The organism is Methylophilus sp. DMC14 (genome assembly GCF_056314085.1).
In genome coordinates this window covers 18,364-36,908 of sequence record NZ_JBQUZA010000002.1, presented here as the reverse complement: position 1 = coordinate 36,908, position 18,545 = coordinate 18,364, and the positions used below count along the sequence as shown (strand labels likewise).

At 52.9% G+C, this 18,545-nt stretch carries 20 protein-coding genes; 13 read left to right on the top strand and 7 right to left on the bottom strand.

The annotated features are described in order from the left end of the window. Positions 1-23 precede the first annotated feature (23 nt). Positions 24-776: a DNA repair protein RecO gene (gene recO, locus ACT53C_RS04400; RefSeq protein ID WP_194749482.1), complete on the top strand. Its 753-nt coding sequence runs from the start codon at positions 24-26 to the stop codon at positions 774-776. Positions 777-939: 163 nt separating this feature from the next. On the opposite strand, the gene ACT53C_RS04395 is transcribed toward recO, so the two are convergent. From ACT53C_RS04395 to ACT53C_RS04385, 3 genes are all read right to left on the bottom strand, one after another. Beyond that, positions 940-1,428 (bottom strand): PEP-CTERM sorting domain-containing protein, encoded by a 489-nt coding sequence (locus ACT53C_RS04395; RefSeq protein WP_476145009.1) that lies wholly within the window; start codon positions 1,426-1,428, stop codon positions 940-942. Between the two features lie 81 nt (positions 1,429-1,509). Then, a complete protein-coding gene (locus ACT53C_RS04390; protein ID WP_476145007.1) occupies positions 1,510-3,159 on the bottom strand; it encodes a hypothetical protein in 1,650 nt (549 codons plus the stop codon). 278 nt (positions 3,160-3,437) lie between these two features. Beyond that, positions 3,438-4,385: a GGDEF domain-containing protein gene (locus ACT53C_RS04385; protein ID WP_476145005.1), complete on the bottom strand. Its 948-nt coding sequence runs from the start codon at positions 4,383-4,385 to the stop codon at positions 3,438-3,440. Positions 4,386-4,655: 270 nt separating this feature from the next. Here ACT53C_RS04385 and pdxJ point away from each other — a divergent pair, with 270 nt between their 5' ends. From pdxJ to ACT53C_RS04335, 10 genes are all read left to right on the top strand, one after another. Continuing rightward, the gene (pdxJ, locus tag ACT53C_RS04380) at positions 4,656-5,384 is read left to right on the top strand and encodes a pyridoxine 5'-phosphate synthase (RefSeq protein WP_476145003.1); all 729 of its coding nucleotides are present in this window, start codon (positions 4,656-4,658) and stop codon (positions 5,382-5,384) included. A gap of 30 nt (positions 5,385-5,414) precedes the next feature. Then, positions 5,415-5,795, top strand: coding sequence for a holo-ACP synthase (gene acpS / locus ACT53C_RS04375; protein WP_275356767.1), 381 nt, complete (start codon positions 5,415-5,417; stop codon positions 5,793-5,795). A gap of 5 nt (positions 5,796-5,800) precedes the next feature. After that, positions 5,801-6,613 carry a tRNA threonylcarbamoyladenosine dehydratase gene (locus ACT53C_RS04370; RefSeq protein WP_476145000.1) on the top strand — a complete coding sequence of 271 codons (813 nt, stop codon included), beginning with the start codon at positions 5,801-5,803 and terminating at the stop codon, positions 6,611-6,613. Between the two features lie 218 nt (positions 6,614-6,831). Further along, positions 6,832-7,827, top strand: coding sequence for a class 1 fructose-bisphosphatase (locus tag ACT53C_RS04365; RefSeq protein ID WP_476144998.1), 996 nt, complete (start codon positions 6,832-6,834; stop codon positions 7,825-7,827). A gap of 14 nt (positions 7,828-7,841) precedes the next feature. Next, the gene (fba, locus tag ACT53C_RS04360; protein WP_313987244.1) at positions 7,842-8,876 is read left to right on the top strand and encodes a class II fructose-bisphosphate aldolase; all 1,035 of its coding nucleotides are present in this window, start codon (positions 7,842-7,844) and stop codon (positions 8,874-8,876) included. A 124-nt stretch (positions 8,877-9,000) separates the two neighbouring features. Continuing rightward, entirely contained in the window at positions 9,001-9,831 is an 831-nt protein-coding gene (tpiA, locus tag ACT53C_RS04355) for a triose-phosphate isomerase (protein WP_275356770.1), read from the top strand. Beyond that, positions 9,828-9,989, top strand: coding sequence for a DUF2256 domain-containing protein (locus tag ACT53C_RS04350; RefSeq protein WP_476144996.1), 162 nt, complete (start codon positions 9,828-9,830; stop codon positions 9,987-9,989). Before tpiA ends, ACT53C_RS04350 begins: the two co-directional genes overlap by 4 nt. Beyond that, complete coding sequence (locus ACT53C_RS04345) at positions 9,986-11,530, top strand: cryptochrome/photolyase family protein (protein WP_476144994.1); 1,545 nt, start codon at positions 9,986-9,988, stop codon at positions 11,528-11,530. Before ACT53C_RS04350 ends, ACT53C_RS04345 begins: the two co-directional genes overlap by 4 nt. A gap of 80 nt (positions 11,531-11,610) precedes the next feature. Further along, positions 11,611-13,650 carry a polyphosphate kinase 1 gene (gene ppk1, locus ACT53C_RS04340; protein ID WP_476144992.1) on the top strand — a complete coding sequence of 680 codons (2,040 nt, stop codon included), beginning with the start codon at positions 11,611-11,613 and terminating at the stop codon, positions 13,648-13,650. Positions 13,651-13,659: 9 nt separating this feature from the next. Beyond that, positions 13,660-14,124 carry a SixA phosphatase family protein gene (locus ACT53C_RS04335; RefSeq protein ID WP_194749501.1) on the top strand — a complete coding sequence of 155 codons (465 nt, stop codon included), beginning with the start codon at positions 13,660-13,662 and terminating at the stop codon, positions 14,122-14,124. Between the two features lie 46 nt (positions 14,125-14,170). Here the strand turns inward: ACT53C_RS04335 and ACT53C_RS04330 are convergent, their stop codons facing one another. Then, on the bottom strand, positions 14,171-14,656 hold the full coding sequence (locus tag ACT53C_RS04330) for a hypothetical protein (protein ID WP_476144990.1): 486 nt from the start codon (positions 14,654-14,656) through the stop codon (positions 14,171-14,173). Positions 14,657-14,799: 143 nt separating this feature from the next. Here ACT53C_RS04330 and ACT53C_RS04325 point away from each other — a divergent pair, with 143 nt between their 5' ends. Together ACT53C_RS04325 and ACT53C_RS04320 are read left to right on the top strand one after the other, a co-directional pair. Further along, complete coding sequence (locus ACT53C_RS04325) at positions 14,800-15,420, top strand: AAA family ATPase (protein WP_476144988.1); 621 nt, start codon at positions 14,800-14,802, stop codon at positions 15,418-15,420. Positions 15,421-15,468: 48 nt separating this feature from the next. After that, entirely contained in the window at positions 15,469-15,714 is a 246-nt protein-coding gene (locus ACT53C_RS04320) for a hypothetical protein (protein ID WP_338656752.1), read from the top strand. Between the two features lie 37 nt (positions 15,715-15,751). Here ACT53C_RS04320 and ppx read toward each other — a convergent pair whose 3' ends face one another. The 3 genes from ppx to ACT53C_RS04305 all read right to left on the bottom strand — a co-directional run bounded on the left by ppx (position 15,752) and on the right by ACT53C_RS04305 (position 18,521). Beyond that, positions 15,752-17,230 (bottom strand): exopolyphosphatase, encoded by a 1,479-nt coding sequence (gene ppx / locus ACT53C_RS04315; RefSeq protein ID WP_194749505.1) that lies wholly within the window; start codon positions 17,228-17,230, stop codon positions 15,752-15,754. Positions 17,231-17,248: 18 nt separating this feature from the next. Next, on the bottom strand, positions 17,249-17,524 hold the full coding sequence (locus tag ACT53C_RS04310) for a hypothetical protein (protein WP_476144985.1): 276 nt from the start codon (positions 17,522-17,524) through the stop codon (positions 17,249-17,251). A 364-nt stretch (positions 17,525-17,888) separates the two neighbouring features. Then, positions 17,889-18,521, bottom strand: a complete 633-nt coding sequence (locus tag ACT53C_RS04305) for a diguanylate cyclase (RefSeq protein ID WP_275356776.1) — start codon at positions 18,519-18,521, stop codon at positions 17,889-17,891. Positions 18,522-18,545 lie beyond the last annotated feature (24 nt).

The window sequence follows — 18,545 nt, the reverse complement described above, 5'->3', positions numbered from 1 at the left end:
GGTTCTTATCTACTGGCATCCACATGGCAGTAAAACCTTCTGATTCAGGCAGTCACAAACAAAGCCTGCAACCGGTTTTCATTCTTCATACCTATCCCTTTAAAGAAACCAGCCTGGTCGTCGAAATGTTCAGTCGCGACCTGGGCCGCATTGCCGCCGTGGCTAAAGGCGCGCGCCGCCCGCTTTCAGCCATGCGTGGCATGCTGCAGTCTTTTCAGCAACTGGCTGGCACCTGGTCGGGTAAAAATGAGCTTAAAACCCTGCATGACCTGGAGTGGATGACCGGCCTCACCTTGCTCAGGGGCGATGCGCTGATGTGCGGCTTTTACATGAACGAGCTGTTGCTGCGGCTGCTGCCGCGCGACGATGCCCATGTGCAGCTATTTGAATATTACGCACAAACCGTACAGACACTGTCGGCCTTGCCAATGCCGGTAGATGGCACGCAACTGGCCATGGTGATGCGCAAGTTTGAACTCAAAATGTTGCAAGAACTCGGCTACGCCGTTCCGCTCACCCATGATGAACATGGTGAAATCATCCATGCCGATAGCACCTACCGTTTTGAGGCAGATTATGGCGCCTGTGATCCGTCCGCCACTAAAAACGGCCTGCTGATTCTGGGCAATACGCTGCTACAAATGGCGCGTGGCGACTACAGCGATAGCACCACTCAAGCGCAAAGCAAGCAGTTGATGCGTTATTTATTACAGCATTATCTGGGTGAAAAGCCCTTGCATACCCGGCAATTGCTGGTGGACTTACAAGGCTTCTGAAGGCAACCGTTGCTACGGTCTCACGTCCTGATAGCGAGGATATCTGGGGTTGCAAGGTGAGTGGCAGATCAGCACTCACCTTGCCTGAGCGAGTAGTCACGAGTTGACTGGTCGCGCTTGATTCGGACGTGGCCTTGAAGTATCTCACAAGGCCACGCTGAATCTAACCGGCTTTTTGTTGGCGACGGGCCACTAAAACAAACACAGCCAGGCCAGCTAACAGCAGGGCGTTGGTGGCTGGCTCTGGAACCGCTGCCGTTTGCTGAACAAAACTGAAATAGCCCGAATTGCTGACCGTGGATAGTCCCTGTGCGGTGAACTCAGAGAAATAGCTATTATCAGGATACAACGTCAGGATAAACGTCGACGCGCCGTTATTGGCTGCAAACGTAAACCCCTGTTTGTCTATGCTAATGCTGGAATCGCTAGAGCGATAGCTGACGTTGTCCAAGGGGTCATTCAGGACAAAGTCCAGCACGCTGAAATTATAGTTTAATGAAAATGGCGCGCTGGTGGTCATGCTGCCAGAGAAGGTTGGGTCGCCATTCACATCATCGACCGCCACAATGTTGTAACGATAATCGGCCAGTGCTACACCGCTACCAGCAAAGGTGAGCGCCAGAAACACTACTAAATATTTAATCAATTGCATCACAAATCCTAAAAAAGTTAAATCAATCAAACGCCCGTCATGTGTCGATGAAGAGGCGCGTCTTGCGCCTCCTATTTCATCTTAACGAACGGAAACGAACACCGGGTTGGAGTAAAACCACAGGCTGCTGTAGTTGCGGTCGTTAATCGCGTTGACACGACCATTGTTATCCACGCCGCCCTGATTGTTCAGTACCCAGGTTTTCTGGTCTGCCAGCGGTTCGCCGTTGTAGCTGAATCCAGGCGCATCCACCGCCAGATTGGTGCCGCGCAATCTGAAGTACTGGTTTTTGTTGGCGACCAGCTGCACAGTCACCGAGGCAAAGCCATCTTTGCCTACTTTCCAGTCGGCTGCGGTGAATCGCTTCAGCACGCGTGTAGACGGGTTGGTGGCAACGTTGTAAGCCGCAGAGTCCGGGCTGGCTTTGGGCGTGACATCACCGACAATTAAGTCCACATGGTTGACCACAGGTTTCATGTTGGCGAGGGTGTTACCATCAACCGGCTTCAGGTAATTGTTAAGATCCGGGCTCTTGAAGCGGATGGTCAATTTGATTTTTTCACCCGCACCAACCTTGATTTCCTGACCCATAAATGCGGTGCCAGACGAGCCGACGACGCGGAAGTCCAGGGCATTGATCAAGTCACCAAACACGCCAAACATGCGGCCTTCACGCAGACTGGCGATCAAGCCGGTGGCTGTGCCTTTGCCGCTTTCTGGCATCCACACGTAGTTCTTGGCATATTCGCCTGGATAGTAGCCGCTGCTATTGCTGGCTGCATCAATCTTGAAGTGTGAGTCGGAGTCTGCGATGTTCCAAACGTGGCGACCTTCGCCTAACAGCGCATCCCATACGCCGCCCACTTTGGCAACAACGGCGTCCACGCCGCCATAGGTGCGGTTAGGCAGGTTCGCGTCAATATAGGCAGAGGTATAGCCGCCACGGTCAGGCTCCATCTGGTTACCGACCATGCCTTCAATCATAAATACGATATCCGGGGCCAAGTCATTCATTTGACGAAAGTCCTTGATCGTATATTTGTTTGGATTGCGAGACGGGTGGTTGATGGTGGCAAAGCTGGTGGTCGGATAATGGGTTTTTAACCAGGCGATCGCGGACAAGGCGTCTGCGCCGGTTTGGTTAGGGCGAATCGAACCATTCCTGTTTTTCCAGGCCGCGACATCCTGCGGGTTAAACAATGATTCAGACAGGGTGGTAAACAGATACTGGAATTCTTTAGCACCATCGGTAGACGTCTCCAGCGTCGATTCATTCTGGAACATGACTACATTGGCATGGTCGTGGGTAGGCATATCCCATTCTGCCGCCGAGAGTATCATCTTGTCTGCGTAAGTGCCGCTTGCCTGCATGTCTTTCACGTGCGGAATCTCAATCGACTCCATCGCATAGGCAAATGGCACGGGTTTGGCCAGCAAATTGCCGTTCTGATCATATTTGGAAGAGCGCAAATGATTGCTCAGAATCATCCAGTCCAGTTTGTAAGTGCCCAGCGCCTTGTCCAGCAAAAAGTCCAGCGTCTGCGTCGTGCGAGAGTCATCAGACTCCACGGTATGGGTATGCAGGTCACCAGCCATCCAGGAACCTTTACCTTCGGTAGAGGCAGGCATAGGCTTGACTTCCAGCCCAGAGACTAACGACACGGCACCGAATGACAGGCCCGCGACAGCGGCCACCATGGCCGTTGATTTAAATACTTTTGATTTATTCACAATTATCCCGCTTGATTAACATCCCCCGGCTGGGGCATGGTAGTGTTGAAAGTGTTTACTACGCGGGCATGATGGCGGACGCGGGTTAATCTTTGATGACGGCCGATGTATATTCGCGTGACAGCGGCCTATAAGCCTCTATGAAGACCTTGCTGCGTGTTAACTGCAAGCATCACAACGGTGGTGTAGTCCCAGCGAAAACTGGGGGCAGACGTTTGGGCAATAGGTCAGCTGGAGCAAATCGCGTGGGGATCCGTAGCTACCCAACCTTGATGCGACTAATCGGTGCTCTCGCTCCATACGCGATTACGTCCGCCATTTTTTGCATGGTAAAGTGCCTGGTCAGCCATGTTCAGCAATTCAGTTTCAGATTGTCCTGCCTGTACCGTGGCGCAACCAAAGCTCATGGTTAAATAAACACGTTGCTTGTCCAGCAAGCAGGTCTGCGCCTGGATGAGTTGGCGCAATCTTTCTGCAATCAGTGTCGCTTCTTGCAGTTGGGTGCCGGGTAAGATGAGCAGAAATTCTTCACCACCCCAGCGGACAATGCTGTCATGTTTTCGGCTGGTTTTGAGCAGTGCTTCTGCCATTTGGCATAACACCTCATCGCCAGCGGCATGGCCATAATGGTCATTGATGCGCTTGAAGTCATCAATATCACACATGATCACAGAAAATGGTTCGTTGTCGCGGTGAAAACGGGTGCAGGCTGCGGTTAACAGTTGGCTACCTGCCCGACGGTTAAGCAGTTGGGTCAGTTGATCTGTCTGCGAAAGATGGTGATATTCGTCAATATTGCTTTTGAGCGCATGAATATCCCGGAATGTCACAATTTGCAAGTTGGTAGCGGTTTGCGCTTGCAGTTGCACCACCACGGAAAACCAGCGTTGATGACCATTTTTGCATCGAATCAGCGCGGTCCTTTCTGCCGTAGTGCGGCCCTCTGCCAGGCTTTCGCTGACGGCGAGTGACCAGTCATCGATGACCTGTTGTCGGTAGTCAGGATCGGGATAAGCATGCTTGAACCAGTGTGCAATATCAGGAATTTCTTCCAGGGTATAGCCAATCTGCTCGATAAAGGCCCGATTCAAAAACCGGTGCTCGCGGTGCTGGGTCGTTGGATTGATCTCTTCCGACATCAAGATGGGGATCGGAATCACATCCAGAAACTCAAACAGGATCTGTTGCAGAGGCGCCTGTTTGAAATAGTCGGTGATTTTTTGCAATTGTGCCCCTTTTATCTCGCTTATTTGTTTGAGTTATTCTAATGGACAGTCCCCGCGGTTGATTGCGATTGATGCGCGGCGGTAGTCATCATGATGATCTGATTTTAGTCTATTTGTCCTGCCGTCAAAAGTGCAAGGCTGATAGGGCTGGTTGCAATCCGCTTTCAGCATACAAGCTGGCGCTTTATCTGCATCGCTTTTTACGGGAGCATAGGGTTTTAGGCCATCCGCAGGTAAAATAAGGTTTTTATCCGGTTAGTGCTTTTTTCTATGTTAAAACTAGGCGTCAATATTGATCACGTGGCCACCATCCGTCAGGCGCGTGGCACCAAATACCCCAGCGTGGTGCAGGCTGCATTGCGTGCAGAACAATCCGGCGCTGACAGCATCACGCTACATTTGCGCGAGGATAGGCGCCACATGCAGGATGCGGATATTTTTGCCTTGCGGCCGTTACTGCAAACCAAAATGAACCTGGAATGTGCGGTGACCAGCGAGATGATTGATATCGCCATTCAGGTTAAACCACAGGATGTCTGCCTGGTGCCAGAGCGGCGTGAAGAACGCACGACGGAAGGCGGGTTGGATGTATTGACCCACTATGCCAAAGTCGAACACGCGGTTAAAAAACTGTCTGAGCAAGGTATCCGCGTCTCTTTGTTTATTGCACCCGATCTGGCGCAAATTGATGCCGCCACCAAAATGGGCGCACCTGTGATTGAGTTGCATACCGGGACCTTTGCCGATGCAGAAACTGAAAAAGCGCAACTGGCCGAACTGGATAAAATTACGACCGCGCTTAACCATGCCAAAGCCGCCGGCTTGGTGGTGAATGCCGGGCATGGCCTGCATTATCACAATGTGCATCATATTGCGCGCTTGCCAGGCTTTGAAGAGCTGAATATCGGCCACGCGATTGTGGCGCATGCCTTGTTTGTGGGCTGGGACCATGCCGTGCGCGAAATGAAAGCACTGATGAAAGAGTTTTCCAGCAGATAAACACGCATCCATGGCGGAGAAGGAGTGGCGATGATTTATGGCATAGGCGCGGATATTGTTGAAGTTGAGCGCATTCAGGCGTCACTGGAGCAGTTTGGCGAGGCCTTTGCCAAGCGCATTTTGGCCGATGCCGAATGGGCTGACTACCAGGCTAGCCAGCTCAAAGCCCGCTTTCTGGCCAAGCGGTTTGCGGCGAAAGAAGCCTTTGCCAAAGCCATCGGTACCGGCATTCGCGGTGAAGTCAGCTTCCATAACATCGCGGTGACGCATGATGCCTTGGGGCGTCCCTTGCTGCAATTATCTACCGCCTTGCAGGCTTTTCTCAAACAGCATCATATCCACCAGTCGCATATCAGCATCAGTGATGAGAAAAATCTTGCCCTGGCGTATGTGGTGCTGGAAACGAGCTAGGGGTAATGGATTTGGACTTGTCTGTCGATGTCGAGATGGCGCGCCGCTTTTCCGGCGTGCGCCGCTTGTATGGTGAGCCGGGCCTGGCGCGTTTGCAGCAATCGCATGTCATGGTGATCGGCATCGGTGGTGTTGGCTCCTGGGCCGCAGAGGCACTGGCGCGCAATGCGGTGGGCAAGCTCACGCTGGTAGACCTGGATAATATTGCCGAATCGAACATGAATCGCCAGATTCATGCACTGTCAGGCAATCTGGGCAAGGCCAAGGTCACGGCCATGCAGGAGCGGATCGCCGAAATTAATCCCGTATGTGTCGTCAACGAGATTGAGGATTTTGTGACGCCGGACAATCTCGCGCAAATGCTGGCCGGGCAACCAGACCTTATTGTGGACTGCATGGATGACACCAAAGCCAAAATTGCGCTGGCGGCTTACTGCAAACAACACAGCTTGCCGCTGGTGATGGTCGGCAGCGCCGGGGGCAAGCTTGATGCGACGCGGTTGCGCTTGGCGGACCTCGCGCATGTGCAGGGTGACCGCATGCTGTCAAAAGTGCGTAATCAATTGCGCCGTGACCATGGCTTTCCCAAAGCCTCGGATCACAAAAAATCAAGCAAGTTTGGCCTCATGGCCGTGTATTCAGATGAGCCCGTGGAGCGCCCGCAAGAGGCTTGCGAGACGCCTCAAGCGGGCCTGACTGGCCTGCATTGTGCGGGCTATGGCTCCAGTATCTGCGTGACGGCGAGTGCGGGCTTTATTGCCGCGCAGCAGGCGATTCAACAGCTACTTTCTGCAGCAGCTTCCACTCTGCCACCTTAACTATTCCCCGCTGCGACAGCATGGCTGTCATCAATTGGGTTGAACATTGTCAGTGAGAGGGCGTCTACCAGATAGCAGGCATAAACATTGCATGCAATTCTTTATAGCCTGTGTGGGATAACTGCACTGGATTTCAGTGCGTCATCACTCTTTTAATGACGGCTATCAATGTTACAGTGTGACATGGCCTAACAATATTCAACCTAAAGGTGATTGCCATGCAATTAGAGGTGTTCTTAGAAAAAGTCTCTGTAAATCACGGCCTGAATGTACTGGTCTCTCATTTGGCCCAGGCGGGCATTGAGATTGCGGCGCTCATCCGGCAAGGGGCGCTGCAGGGCGTGACCGAAAAAATGACCAGCACCAATGTGCAGGGCGAAACCCAGATGAAGCTGGATATCCGCAGCCATGAACTGGCGGTGGCGCAACTGCGCGCTTCTGCGGTGGTGGCTGGCGTGCTGTCAGAAGAAGAAGATCATCCGGTGCTGTTTGAGACGCTGGATGCACCATTTTTGGTCAGTATGGATCCGCTGGATGGCTCTTCTAACCTGGCGATTAACGGCGTGGTCGGCAGTATTTTTTCGGTGCTGCCGAATATTGGAGTCTCTACCCTCGGTGAGCAGGCCTTTTTACAACCTGGCCAGGACCAGCGTGCCGCAGCCTATCTCATGTATGGGCCGGCAACGTTGATGGTTCTGACGCTGGGGCAAGGCACCCATGTGTTTACGCTGGATCATGACAGCAATACCTTTATGTTGACCCAGCAAACGGTACAAATCGCCGAGGAGACCTCGGAATTTGCCATCAATGCCAGTAACCAGCGCTACTGGGCGCCTGCCATGCAGCGTTATATCAACGAATGCCTGCAAGGCGCCGATGGTCCGCGCGGTCGCGACTTCAATATGCGCTGGTGCGCCAGCATGGTCATGGATGTGCACCGGATTTTAACCCGGGGTGGCGTGTTTCTTTATCCGCACGACCGTAAGCAACCTGTCAGGGCTGGGCGGTTAAGATTACTTTATGAAGCAAACCCGATGAGCTTGCTGGTAAGTCAGGCCGGGGGCGAGAGCATAGACGGCAAGCAGCCGATTCTGGCTATCCAGCCGGACAGTTGTCATCAACGCGTGCCGGTACTGTTAGGCGCCAAACAGGAAATACAGCGCTTGCGCGAGTATCATTGGCAAGACAGTGATCATCCGCAAGCCACTGATTAAAAGGAGTGTGACATATGGCATTAATTTCGCTCAGACAATTATTGGACCACGCGGCCGAACACAGTTATGGACTGCCCGCCTTCAATATCAACAATATGGAACAGATTCTCTCCATCATGAAGGCGGCAGATGAAGTGGATAGCCCGGTGATTTTACAGGCCTCTGCCGGTGCGCGCGGTTATGCGGGCGAGTCTTTTCTGCGCAAAATGGTGGAAGCAGCGATTGAGCAGTATCCGCATATTCCGGTGTGTATGCACCAGGACCATGGCGCTTCGCCCAAGGTCTGCCAGATGGCGATCCGTAGTGGTTTTTCCAGCGTGATGATGGATGGTTCGCTCAAAGAGGACGGCAAAACGCCAGCCAGTTATGAATACAATGTCGAGATGACCCGCCGAGTGGTTGAGTTTGCGCATGCGGTGGGTGTCTCGGTGGAAGGCGAGCTCGGGGTGTTGGGTTCGCTTGAAACCGGCATGGCTGGCGAGGAAGATGGCGTCGGCGCCGAAGGCAAGCTGGACGAGTCACAGCTGCTGACGGACCCCGATGAAGCGGCTGCCTTTGTCTCGGCCACCAAGGTCGATGCGCTGGCGATTGCCATTGGGACCAGCCATGGCGCCTATAAATTTACACGGCCGCCTTCAGCCGAAACCTTGTCGATTAAACGCATTCGCGAGATTCACGCCAAAATCCCCAATACGCATCTGGTGATGCATGGTTCCTCCAGCGTGCCACAGTCTTTACTGGAGCAGATCCGGCAATATGGTGGCAATATCAAGGAAACCTATGGCGTGCCAGTGTCTCAAATTGTCGAGGGCATTAAAAACGGGGTGCGCAAGGTCAATATTGATACCGATATCCGTCTGGCAATGACTGCGGCGATCCGCGCACATATGGCCGAGCATCCTGAAGAGTTCGATCCGCGCAAATACTTCAAGGAAGCGATTACCGCGGCGCAGCATTTGTGCAAAGAGCGGTTTGAGGCTTTTGGCAGTGCCGGTCAGGCCAGCAAAATCAAGGTGATTTCACTGGAGAAAATGGCGGCTATTTATTAACCGCCGGTGACACCGGGTTGAACGCATCATCAACGCAAGCAACAAGGTCAGTAAAAAGACAAGTAAAAACATAAGTTGAGCACATCAACAATCCGCACGAGGGGGCATGAATAAAGGAAACATCATGCGACAAAAATTAGTGGTTGGTAACTGGAAGCTACACGGTGGGTTGCTCGAAAACCAGGGCTTACTCAACCGTCTCAAGCAAGAACTGCACGATCTGCAGGGCATGGATGCGGCGGTCTGCCTGCCCTATGTCTACCTGTTTCAGGCGCAAGCCCTGTTGCAGGATTCGGCCATTGCCTGGGGCGCGCAAAATGTCAGCCAGTATACAGAGGGCGCATTTACCTCCTGTATTTCGGCCAAAATGGTCGCCGAGTTCGGTTGCACCTACACCATTATCGGGCATTCCGAGCGCCGTGCGCTCAAGCTGGAAAGCAATCAGGTTGCCACCAAGCGCATGCTCAATGCCCTGCATGCCGGGCTGACGCCGATTTTTTGTGTGGGTGAAACGCTAGATGAGCGCGATGGCGATATGGCCGAGTTGATTGTGCGTAACCAGATGCTGAATGTGGTCTACGGCTTGGATGACGAAGCATTTGCGCTGGCCAAAAAATTCAATATGGTGATCGCCTATGAACCCGTGTGGGCGATCGGCACCGGCGAGCATGCCAGCCCGGATCAGGCGCAGCGGATGCATGCGTTTATCCGCATGATGATTGCCGAGCGTGATCGCGAATTTGCCGACCAAATCCGCATTGTGTATGGCGGCAGCATGACCCCGCAAAATGCCCACAGCTTGTTGAGCATGCCAGATATTGATGGCGGCTTGCTTGGGCGTGCGGCGCTGGTGGCGGAAGACTTTATCGAAATCTGCAAGATTGCCAGCCGCTGCTATCAGCAAAAAAAGGTATTTAAGGAACCATCGGACGCCATTCCAGTCTTTGAGGCATGATTTCAGACTTCAAAGGCAACAAGACACAGCTACCAAGCAAGCTTTGCCAGCAATGTGGCAAGCCCATGACCTGGCGCAAGGCCTGGGCCAAGAATTGGGAACAGGTCAAATATTGTTCTGAACGTTGTCGCCGTCAGCCTCGCACAAAATCGTCATGAGGCATCTGGTGATTATTTTGGGTGACCAGCTGACACTGGATAACCCGGCCCTGCTGGATTTTGATCCTGCGCAAGACCATATTGTGATGGCCGAGGTCAGACAAGAGTCTACCCATGTTTGGTCACACCGTCAGCGCATTACCCTGTTTCTTTCTGCCATGCGGCATTTTGCCGAGTGCTTGCGTGCACAATCCTTTCCGCTGACCTATTTTGCGCTGGATGATCACACTTATCCCGATTTGCCAGCCGTTTGGCAAGCGATGGTGCAACAGCATCGGCCACTCGCCATCAAGGTATGCGAGCCCGGTGACTGGCGTATCTGGCAGCAATTACAGGCCGTGGCTGAGCAATCTGCCACGCCACTGCAGGTGCTGCAAGACACCCACTTTATGTGCAGCATCGACCAGTTCAAGCGCTGGGCGGATCACTACGGTGAAAAAAATACTTCTTTGCGCATGGAGTTTTTTTACCGCAGCATGCGTAAAAAATACCAGATTCTAATGGCGGGGGATGCGCCCGAGGGCGGCGACTGGAACTATGACCAGGACAATCGTCAGTCTTTGGGCAAGCAGGGGCCACAAGACCTGCGGCCGCCACCCACTTTTGCACCCGATGCTGTGACCCAGGCCGTGATGACCCTGGTCAATCAGACCTTTCATGATCATCCGGGAGCCTTGGATGACTTTCAATGGGCGGTCACCCGTGAGCAAGCACTCACCTTGCTGGCGCATTTTGTTGCAGAAAAGCTGGCGCGGTTTGGCCCATATCAAGATGCGATGTGGCAAGCAGAGCCATACTTGTGGCATTCACTGCTGGCCTCGGCCCTAAACCTCAAATTGCTCAATCCGCGCGAAGTAATTGCCGCCGCTGAGCAGGCGTATCGGCAGGGGCAATCGCCTTTGGCCAGTGTAGAGGGATTTATCCGGCAGATTTTGGGCTGGCGCGAGTTTATCCGTGGCGTATATTGGCTGGAAATGCCCGCGCTGGAAAAGGCCAATTATTTTAACCATCAAGGGGCGCTTCCCGCCTGGTTCTGGACGGGGCAAACTGGCATGCATTGTTTATCGCAGTGCATCGGGCAAACTTTGCAGCATGGTTACGCGCATCATATTCAGCGTCTAATGGTGCTCGGCTTGTTTGCAACGCTGGCTGAGCTGTCCCCGCAACAGGTTTCGGACTGGTTTTTGGCGGTGTATGTTGATGCAGTGGCGTGGGTGGAGTTACCCAATGTCGCGGGTATGGCCCTGTTTGCCAACGGCGGCCGCTTTACCAGCAAGCCGTATGTGGCCAGTGGTGCATACATCCAGCGCATGAGCAATTATTGCCAGCACTGCAAATATGACCCTAAACAAAAAACGGGGGCGCAGGCTTGCCCATTCACCACCTTGTATTGGGCATTTTTAATCAAGCATGAGGCATTGTTTGCACGCAATCCGCGGACCAGTTTGATGGTGAAACATGTGGCAAAACTTTCCGCGGCAGAAAAGAACGAGATCACCACGGCTGCCCGGTTGCGATTGCAACACATCGCGCAGCTATAAGCGGCTGGCGTGAATTAAGAAAGATGTAATTTCATAAAACTGTCACAATTGAAAGCATTGCAGCCGATACAATATCCGCCATGAAAAATAACACGCCCGCCCTGCTAGACAGAGACCAAAGTATCCTCAGTTTTAATGCCAGAGTGTTGTCTCTGGCTCAGCGAGAGGACTATCCCTTGCTGGAGCGTTTACGCTTTTTGTGTATCGTCACCAATAACCTTGACGAGTTTTTCGAAGTCCGCATGCCTTTGCAGATGGAGGCATATCAGCAAGGCGTGACCAGTGGCCCGGTCACTGCGTCGACCTGCGAGCAAGTGGCAACCATGGCGCATGCGCTGGTGGCCCAGCAATACCAGCTGTTTAACGATGCGTTGATGCCTGCGCTGGCAAAAGAGCACGTACATCTGGTCTCGGGTGGGGTCAGGACCCCAGAGCAAACCACCTGGGTGGCCAATTACTTCAAGCGTGAAGTGTTGCCGTTCTTGATGCCAGTGTCGCTGGACCCTTCGCATCCTTTTCCGCAAGTGGCCAATAAATCGCTCAACTTTATTGTGCGCATTGCCGTCGATGGTGAAGAGAAAATCGCCATCGTACGTGCGCCGCGTGTGGTTCCGCGCCTGGTGCAATTGCCACCGTCTATTAGCAAAGGTGAACAGTGCTTTGTCTCACTAACTAGCATCATCCGCGCCAATCTGGAGGTTTTATTCCAAGGCGCCAGCATCCTGCATTTTTCCCAGTTCCGCGTCACCCGCAACAGTGACCTTGAGGTGGATGAAGATGATGTGATCAACTTGCGCACAGCGTTACGTGAAGAGCTGGCGCATCGGCAGTATGGTGAAGCGGTGCGACTTGAGGTGACACAAGAATGCGACGACACGCTGGCCGAGTTTTTACTCAAGCAATTTAACCTGCCGCCACTGGCGTTATACCGCGTGAATGGTCCGGTGAATCTGGGCCGCCTGATTCAGCTGCCAGACATGGCCAAAGGGGATCATCTCAAGTTTGTGCCATTCCAGCCGCACTGGCCGCAGCACATCAAAAAGAATGTTTCGCTGCTGACGCAAATGCGCGAAAAAGATTTGCTGATTCACCAGCCTTACGAGAGTTTCGAAGTGGTGATCCAGCTACTGGAAGAAGCGGTCAAGGATGAGCATGTACTGGCCATTCGCATGACCATTTACCGGACTGGGGCGGATCCACGCATGTTGCGCTTGCTGCAAGAGGCGGTGCGCCGTGGCAAGGAAGTGCTGGTGGTGGTTGAACTCAAGGCGCGTTTTGACGAAGAAGCCAACATCAACTGGGCAGAAGCATTAGAGTCTGTGGGCGCGCAGGTGGTGTATGGCGTGGTCGGCCTCAAAACACACGCCAAGATGCTGTTGATTATGCGCCGTGAGGGCAAGGTCATTCACCGCTACGGGCATCTTTCCACCGGCAACTACAACCCGAAAACCACGCGTTTGTATACCGACTGGAGCATGCTGACCGCGGATGCCAATCTGACCAAAGAAATGGAAGCCGTCTTCCGTCACTTGACCAGTGAGCTACCGATTCCGACCATGCGTCATCTGCTGGTGGCGCCGTTTACCCTGCAAAACAGCATGATCCGGCAGCTGGAAAAGGCGCAGCGCCTGGCCAGGCTGGGCAAGCCCGCCAAGGTGATTGCCAAAATGAATGCGCTGACCGATGTCCCGCTGGTCAATGCACTCATGAAGGCCGCCAGTGCAGGCGTTGAGATTGATTTGATTGTGCGGGGTGCCTGCATCTTGCCGGTGGATGCGCCGTCGGTTAAAGGCCGCATTCGGGTCAGATCCATTGTCGGTCGCCTGCTCGAGCATTCACGCGTGTTTTACTTTGAGCTGGATGGTCAGGTGCAGATGTGGCTGTCGAGCGCAGACTGGATGAGCCGCAACATGATCCGCCGCGTAGAATTGGCCTGGCCAATCAAAGACCCCGCCATGCAGCAACGCATTTATCGCGAAAGTCTGCAGCTTTACCTGCAAGATAATCTGGATGCCTGGCAATTGAGTGAGAATGGGCAATATCAACAGGCCGCGCGGACTGATGCTGCCGAGCCCCTGTCTTGCCAGCACCTGTTACTACGCCAGTATCATTCTTTATAAAAGTGTGTGATGCCCGTTAAAAACCTGATTTTATGGCGACATGCAGAAGCAGAGGTGCTCATGCATGGGGCCTCTGACCTCGAGCGGCCGTTGACCGCCAAGGGACACAAACAAGCCAAGCAAATGTCCGCCTGGCTCAAAAAATACTTGCCCAAACAAACGTATGTGCTGGTGAGTCCTGCCGTGCGTACGCGTGAAACCGTGGATTACTGGGGGGAGGACTGGCAGGAAGATACGCGTCTGGCGCCGGAAAGGCCGCTAGAGCCGCTACTGCAAATCCTGGCGCAAAGCCCGTTTGAATCAATGATGCTGGTTGGTCATCAGCCCTGGATAGGTGAACTGGTTGCGCATGCCTTGGGTTTGCCAGAAGGGCAGGTCAGTATCAAGAAGGGCGCGGTCTGGTGGCTGCGCTTGCCAAAATCGGGGCCGCCCTACAAATTATATAGTGTGCAAAGCCCCGAGCTGATCAAGTAAGCGCGTAGTGGCCTGTCGCCACTGCAGGCGCCGCGTGTGAACTAACTTATTTCTTTGGTCTGCCGGTTTTAATCACTGGAATGCTGGCCAGTGTCGCTTTCAACGCTGCATCATCCATTGCAGACAGCAGTTTCAGGCCAGCGCGTAACAATTCGCTTTTCTTGACAGGTTTATCCAGCGCTTCAAGGCGTTTTTTCAAAGTCGCGATTTGTGCGTACTCTTCTTTGGGCATGGTAAAGCTGTCACGTTCCATTTTTACCTTGTTGGTTTTTGGTTTGTCCTTGTCGGCCTTGTTTTTTTCAGGTGCCGTGGCGACTTTGTTCACGACCTTGATCGCTGGTGTGCCGCTCGCTTTTTTAGGCGCTGCAGCTGTTTTTAATACCGGTTTGGCGGTAGGCTTGGCTGCTACGGGTGCCACTGGCTTTGCAGCCGTTTTATTGGCAACAGGCGCTTTGGCGGTGGCAGCCGGTTTCGCTGGCGTCGTGGCCGGTTTGTTCTGGATCAAGGGTTTGTTATTTGGTTTGCTGGCCATGAGATTCTCCTGGTTGTGTTCAGTAAAAACAGTTTATACTGTTTTTGTTCAAAATCAATTGTCATAAAAATTTCATATTGATATGGTGTGATATCAGCTGGTTTTCATGACAAAATTCAACACCTTGAAACGGGGAGCGAAGCATGCGCAGGGTATTGGTGGCAAATACCAAAGGCGGCAGCGGTAAAACCACTTTAGCCACGAATCTTGCTGGCTATCTGGCGCAGCTGGGGCATAAGATTGTGCTCGAAGACATAGACCGGCAGCAATCAACCACAGATTGGCTTGCACGTCGGCCCGCACATGTCGCCACTGTTTACAATGCCGATGATCTTGGCAAGTCCGCCCTGCAAAAGGCTGACTGGGTAATTACCGATTCCCCGGGTGGTTTGCGGGACAAAAAAATTTCTGATGCAGTGACTGAAGCCGACCTGGTACTGGTACCCGTGGCGCCTTCTGCATTTGATATCGGCGCGACGCAAGACTTTTTGCAATTGCTGGCAGAAGAAAAAACCGTCCGTAAACATAAAACATTTGTGGGTCTGGTTGGCATGCGGGTGATGCCGCGTACGCGCTCCGCAGAGCGTCTGTTGACCTTTATGGATGAGTCAGGCTTTTCTGTGCTGTCCATGCTGCGTTCTTCGCAGATTTATGTCACTGCCGCCGAAGAAGGCCTCAGTATTTTTGAATTGTCGAATACCTTGAAAGAGGTCGACATTGCACAGTGGAATCCGGTCACCGACTGGATTCTGCAAAACAGCTAAATCCGGTCTGTTTAAACAGCCGGATAGTAGACAATCAAAGGGAGTCCTATGAAAGACAAGGTCAATCCAGTGTATCTGGATAAAGTCAAACAATTACCTGCCGATGAGGCTGAGCGTATTCTGTCCCGCATGGGAGGTAAATTACCCAAACGCTTCATCAAGGAAAAACTGAGCCAGGAAGAAGCCCTGGCCTTGCAGCTTGAAATTGAAGACGAGCAATTGCAAGAGTGGCGCGAAAAAATGGCCAAGCTCAAGGAAGAAGACGAGAAGAAAGAGAAAAAGAAAAAAGAGTAAGTTGTGATCAAAAAAAACGGGCCTGGCGCCCGTTTTTTTACGTGTGTCGAATCTCTAATTGCCAGCCCAGTTTTTGCCACAGCAGGCACTCTTCCTCCAGCAGGTAATGCGTCTGCGGATGCTGGTTTGCCCATTGCGTGGACAGCGCCAGAATAAACTGCTGTTTATGGCGTTCCAGCTGCAAGTGCTTGAGTGAGGGCATGCGGCGGGAGTGGCAAAAGATTACGGCCAGACGCAATGCCATGAGCTGGCAAACCAAATCCTGATTATCAAAGTCTGCATCCAGTTTGCGTAACTTGCCTTGATGGCCGAGCACCAGCAGGCTGATGGTATGCAGTTCACTTTGCGCAAAGCCCATCAATTCGGTGTTATCCAGAATATAGGCACCATGTTTGTTGCAATCGGTATGTGAAATCGCCCAGCCAATTTCATGGCACAGCGCCGCCCAATGTAGCAGTGGCTTCTGCGTATCACAGGCCAGCATGGCGTCGTAAAAATACAGCGCCATTTTGCTGACGTTGTTGGCATGCTCCATTTCAACACCAAATTGCTTGCACAATCTGGCAATCGACGCAGTACGCAAATCTTCGGTGACATCTTCCGGGTTTAGCATGTCATAAAGCACGCCATGCCTTAACGCGCCGTTAGCCACCATCAGCGTGTCAATTTTCAAGGTATCAAATACTGCGGTCAGTACGGCCAGGCCGCCGCCAATCACTGCACGCCGGTCATCCTTCAGGCCTTCCATGTTCAGCCGGTCTGGCGATTTGGCTTTGATCAGCGTCTGCTTTAGCCACTCCAGCTGCGCGCGTTCAATGCGGTCAGCCGCGAAGCCTGCGCCTGCCAACACATCGGCGACCGCGCCCACTGTGCCCGAGGCCCCATAGGCCACCTCTGCTTTTCCAACATAGCGGTTGGCAATCATGTCGATAATCGACTCGGCGGCAATTTCGGCGCGTTCAAAATTACGTTCGCTAAACTGGCCATCGGCAAAATATTTTTGTGACCAGCCCACCGAGCCCAGGCGCAAGGATTCCGTTACCGTGGCGCGGAAGTGTTGACCCAAAATAAACTCGGTAGAGCGTCCGCCAATATCCACTACCAGCCGCTTTTCGTCCGATTGCGGCAACATGCGGCTGACGCCCTGATAAATCAGCCTGGCCTCTTCGACACCAGAAATAATCTCAATGGGATAGCCCAGGACTTTTTGTGCCTGGCGGATAAAATCTTCGCTATTGGTAGCTTCACGCAGGGTTTGCGTCGCGACAGCGCGCACATGTTCTACCGGGAAATCTTTCAGACGCTCGCCAAAGCGGGCCAGGCATTTCAGGCCGCGCTCAAACGCCTGCGGTTTCAGATTTCGGTCTTCGTCCAAGTCCCCGCCCTGGCGGACCGCCTCTTTCAAATAATCCACGCGCAGAATCTGGCCATCGACCACGCGCCCGATCTCGAGACGAAAACTGTTGGAGCCCAAATCTACAGCAGCGAGCTGGGTGTCATGATTAATATTTAGCATGCGTTAATACGGAGGTGATTACTTAAGATAGCGTTGTATGGCCTGTGGGTACTCTGGGAAATAGCGCTCAATCACGCTTAAATCAAAGCTTCTCAAAATGCTGGTGTTCGATTCCCGGTCAAGCAAAAACTGAAACGAGGCACTGACCAGTTCTGCCACCGTTTGGCTGGCATCAAGCAATGGTTGGGCATAATCTGGCTTGACATTCACTTGATGTGAGGTGGTTTGTGTCCCATTCACCGTGACAGAAAATGAATTGGGACTGGTCTCAGTCACCTCAATTGTTGCCATCATTGCCTCCCCAGACACATCGTTCAAACAGTATAAATTGTTATGTTGGCAGAGGCCAGTGAAAGTAATATGAAAAAATCAGCGATGACCAGCGCGCTGGCGTGCGCCTTTCGCAAAGGCGAGCAAATACAAGGCTCTGCCCAGTCATGACGGTGGTTCGCATTCTAAAAAGAATAAAAATTTAATCGCGATCCTGGGTGTTTTTGTATTTTTTCTGCTGGACTCCATCTCGTCCATGCCATAGCACTTAGATAAACGGGGTGGGCGGCACTGATTAAGGGCGGCCAGCGGCAATGCATACTCACCGCCTGCCATGCTTGGGAGCACTTTAATCTTGCAGGCAAGCGGCGGAGACGCTCGCCTTTGCTTATTTCAACAAGATGATACGGTTGATCTGCCCCAATCGATACGCAGTCTTGCTCAATTTGCCCCCTTTCAGTGCAAGGGGCCGAATCGGGCAGGGTGGGATACGCCGTCCATCTTCGAGTAAGGTGTCGTCCTCAGCCGTGGATTGCCAGACACCGCCATTCACTGGCCGGAATTGCCAGCGGATATACCCAACTTTGGCACCGAGGTACAACATTTCGTCACGGTCTGGGGCATCGCTGACCAGCAGTTCGTCTTCCAGCACTTCATCATATTTACCAAACGCCTGTTTGCAAGCCAGCGCTTCCTGCTCGCTGGCGCCGACCCAGGTGCAAGCGCGGTGCTCTTCGCGTTGCACGTCCCAGGCGCCCAGTTGCCAGGCCGCGTCCAGCACGGCTTCGTCGACCACTTCCGGTTGCCGCCAGCGGTCATTGATTTGCAAGGCAGAGCCAGGCACTGGCTGCAACGTCGGTTTAAGCATGGGGAGGGCGGGCGTCGGCTGTTTGCGAAAGCCATGCCAATGCAACATGAGCAACACCGGGGTATCTGCCCGCGGGACTGCGGTCAAGGTGACTGCATATAGCGGCAGTTTCATGACCTGCATTTGCTCGATTAACGTGTGAAAGAGATTCATACACTACGCTCCTTACCTGACATC

What these genes read in the sequence shown, in the direction of transcription:
- ACT53C_RS04370 (WP_476145000.1), top strand. Translation starts at nt 5,801, where the DNA reads ATGGATTTGGACTTGTCTGTCGATGTCGAGATGGCGCGCCGCTTTTCC.
- ACT53C_RS04330 (WP_476144990.1), bottom strand. Translation starts at nt 14,656, where the DNA reads ATGGCCAGCAAACCAAATAACAAACCCTTGATCCAGAACAAACCGGCC.
- ACT53C_RS04335 (WP_194749501.1), top strand. Translation starts at nt 13,660, where the DNA reads ATGCCCGTTAAAAACCTGATTTTATGGCGACATGCAGAAGCAGAGGTG.
- tpiA (WP_275356770.1), top strand. Translation starts at nt 9,001, where the DNA reads ATGCGACAAAAATTAGTGGTTGGTAACTGGAAGCTACACGGTGGGTTG.
- ACT53C_RS04310 (WP_476144985.1), bottom strand. Translation starts at nt 17,524, where the DNA reads ATGATGGCAACAATTGAGGTGACTGAGACCAGTCCCAATTCATTTTCT.
- ACT53C_RS04350 (WP_476144996.1), top strand. Translation starts at nt 9,828, where the DNA reads ATGATTTCAGACTTCAAAGGCAACAAGACACAGCTACCAAGCAAGCTT.
- pdxJ (WP_476145003.1), top strand. Translation starts at nt 4,656, where the DNA reads ATGTTAAAACTAGGCGTCAATATTGATCACGTGGCCACCATCCGTCAG.
- ACT53C_RS04320 (WP_338656752.1), top strand. Translation starts at nt 15,469, where the DNA reads ATGAAAGACAAGGTCAATCCAGTGTATCTGGATAAAGTCAAACAATTA.
- ACT53C_RS04345 (WP_476144994.1), top strand. Translation starts at nt 9,986, where the DNA reads ATGAGGCATCTGGTGATTATTTTGGGTGACCAGCTGACACTGGATAAC.
- ACT53C_RS04305 (WP_275356776.1), bottom strand. Translation starts at nt 18,521, where the DNA reads ATGAATCTCTTTCACACGTTAATCGAGCAAATGCAGGTCATGAAACTG.
- recO (WP_194749482.1), top strand. Translation starts at nt 24, where the DNA reads ATGGCAGTAAAACCTTCTGATTCAGGCAGTCACAAACAAAGCCTGCAA.
- ACT53C_RS04395 (WP_476145009.1), bottom strand. Translation starts at nt 1,428, where the DNA reads ATGCAATTGATTAAATATTTAGTAGTGTTTCTGGCGCTCACCTTTGCT.
- ppk1 (WP_476144992.1), top strand. Translation starts at nt 11,611, where the DNA reads ATGAAAAATAACACGCCCGCCCTGCTAGACAGAGACCAAAGTATCCTC.
- fba (WP_313987244.1), top strand. Translation starts at nt 7,842, where the DNA reads ATGGCATTAATTTCGCTCAGACAATTATTGGACCACGCGGCCGAACAC.
- ACT53C_RS04325 (WP_476144988.1), top strand. Translation starts at nt 14,800, where the DNA reads ATGCGCAGGGTATTGGTGGCAAATACCAAAGGCGGCAGCGGTAAAACC.
- acpS (WP_275356767.1), top strand. Translation starts at nt 5,415, where the DNA reads ATGATTTATGGCATAGGCGCGGATATTGTTGAAGTTGAGCGCATTCAG.
- ppx (WP_194749505.1), bottom strand. Translation starts at nt 17,230, where the DNA reads ATGCTAAATATTAATCATGACACCCAGCTCGCTGCTGTAGATTTGGGC.
- ACT53C_RS04365 (WP_476144998.1), top strand. Translation starts at nt 6,832, where the DNA reads ATGCAATTAGAGGTGTTCTTAGAAAAAGTCTCTGTAAATCACGGCCTG.